The organism is Pseudomonas sp. K5002 (assembly GCF_013386655.1).
GTDB lineage: Bacteria > Pseudomonadota > Gammaproteobacteria > Pseudomonadales > Pseudomonadaceae > Aquipseudomonas.
On record NZ_JACARK010001045.1, the window covers coordinates 1 to 1585 of the forward strand.

Genomic DNA, 1585 nt, shown 5'->3' on the forward strand with positions numbered 1-1585 from the left:
CACATCCACCACGCCACCGATTTCGTCACTGTCCTTGGCCAGTTGGGTCACGGTCACGCCGGTCTCGCCCACGGCCACCGACAGGCGCTGAATCGCCTCGCGGGTTTCGCCGGCGATATCACGGCCACGCCCGGTCAGGCGATTGGCTTCCTGGGTGGCATCGGCGGTGCGTTGCACATGGCTGGCGACTTCCTGAGTCGTCGCGGCCATCTGGTTGACCGCGGTGGCCACCTGTTCGGTTTCCACGCGCTGGCGTTCAAGACCGCTGGAGCTGTTATGCGCCAGGGTATTGGACTGCGCCGCCTGGGAGTTGAGGTGTTCAGCCGTGTCCTGCAAACGGGTAAGACACGTCTTCAGGCGCGCCTCCTGGCTGAGGATCGACATTTCCAGGCGCGCCTGGGCGCCGCGGCTGTCGGTGTACATCTGCGCGATCAGCGGGTCTGAGGTGGTCTGTTCGGCCAGGCGCAGCAAGCGCTTGAGCCCGCGTTGTTGCCAGCTCAGGCCCAACAGGCCCAGCGGTACCGACAGCGCCGCTGCCAGGGCAAAGCCCCAGTGGGAATTGAGCCACACGCCAATCAGGAAGCTCAACTGGCTGACCAGGATAAACGGCAGCCAGTCCTGCAACACCGGCAGCCACTTGTCGCGGCGCGGGATGGCCGGCTTGCCCTGGTTGATGCGCTGGTAAAGCGCTTCGGCACGGCGGATCTGCTCGGCGGTGGGCTTGACCCGCACCGACTCGTAGCCGATCACCTGGTTGCCGTCGAAGACCGGTGTCACATAGGCGTTGACCCAATAGTGATCACCGCTCTTGCAGCGGTTCTTGACGATGCCCATCCATGGCAAGCCTTGTTTGAGCGTGGACCACATGTGTGCGAACACTGCCGCCGGCACATCCGGATGACGAACCAGGTTGTGCGGGGCACGCAGCAGTTCGTCATGGGAAAACCCACTGATCTCGACGAAGGCGTCGTTGCAGTAGGTGATCACGCCTTTGGCATCCGTGGTGGAGATCAACCGTTGCTGAGCGGGGAAGGTACGTTCGCGCTGGGTAACGGGTTGGTTATTACGCATGATTGTTCAATCCGCAAGGCTTTGACAGGTTGTCGACCGTCGCGGGGTTTTATTTAACTTATTTTTTGCAACAATCGGCACAGCCTCAGCCGGCCAGCATCGGATAGGTAAACAACCCGAAATGCAGCAGGTTCAGCCCGAAGTGCGTAACGATCGCCGCGCCCAACCCGCCAAAGCGATACGCCAGGCCGTAGCCCAGGCCTGCGATGGTCGCCAGCAGGGTCCACTGCCAGCCTGCGCCCAGGTGTACCAGGCCGAACAGCAGGGCGGCCAACAGCAATGCGAGGTTTTCACCATAGGGCAATTGCTTGAACCGTCGGCTCAGGCCGCCCTGGATATAACCGCGGAACAGCGCTTCCTCCACCAGGGTCACCAGCAGCAGGTTATTCAACACCCACAGCCAGGCCTGCTCCGGCCACTTCGGGGCCCAACTGATGACGCCCAGCAACGCAGCGCCGCCCAGGGCGGCAATCGCCGTCAGTGTCAACGCCAGGGCGGTGGCGTAGATCGACAG

General features: G+C 62.6%; 2 protein-coding genes. Both read right to left on the reverse strand.

Annotation, left to right across the window (positions count from 1 at the left end; translation table 11 throughout):
• On the reverse strand, positions 1 to 1071 hold a 1071-nt coding region (locus tag HX846_RS32975; protein WP_178967025.1), incomplete at its 3' end, for a PAS domain-containing methyl-accepting chemotaxis protein.
• A gap of 85 nt (positions 1072 to 1156) precedes the next feature.
• Positions 1157 to 1585, reverse strand: a 429-nt coding sequence (locus HX846_RS32980; protein WP_178967026.1) for a CPBP family intramembrane glutamic endopeptidase, incomplete at its 5' end; no start/stop codon positions are given.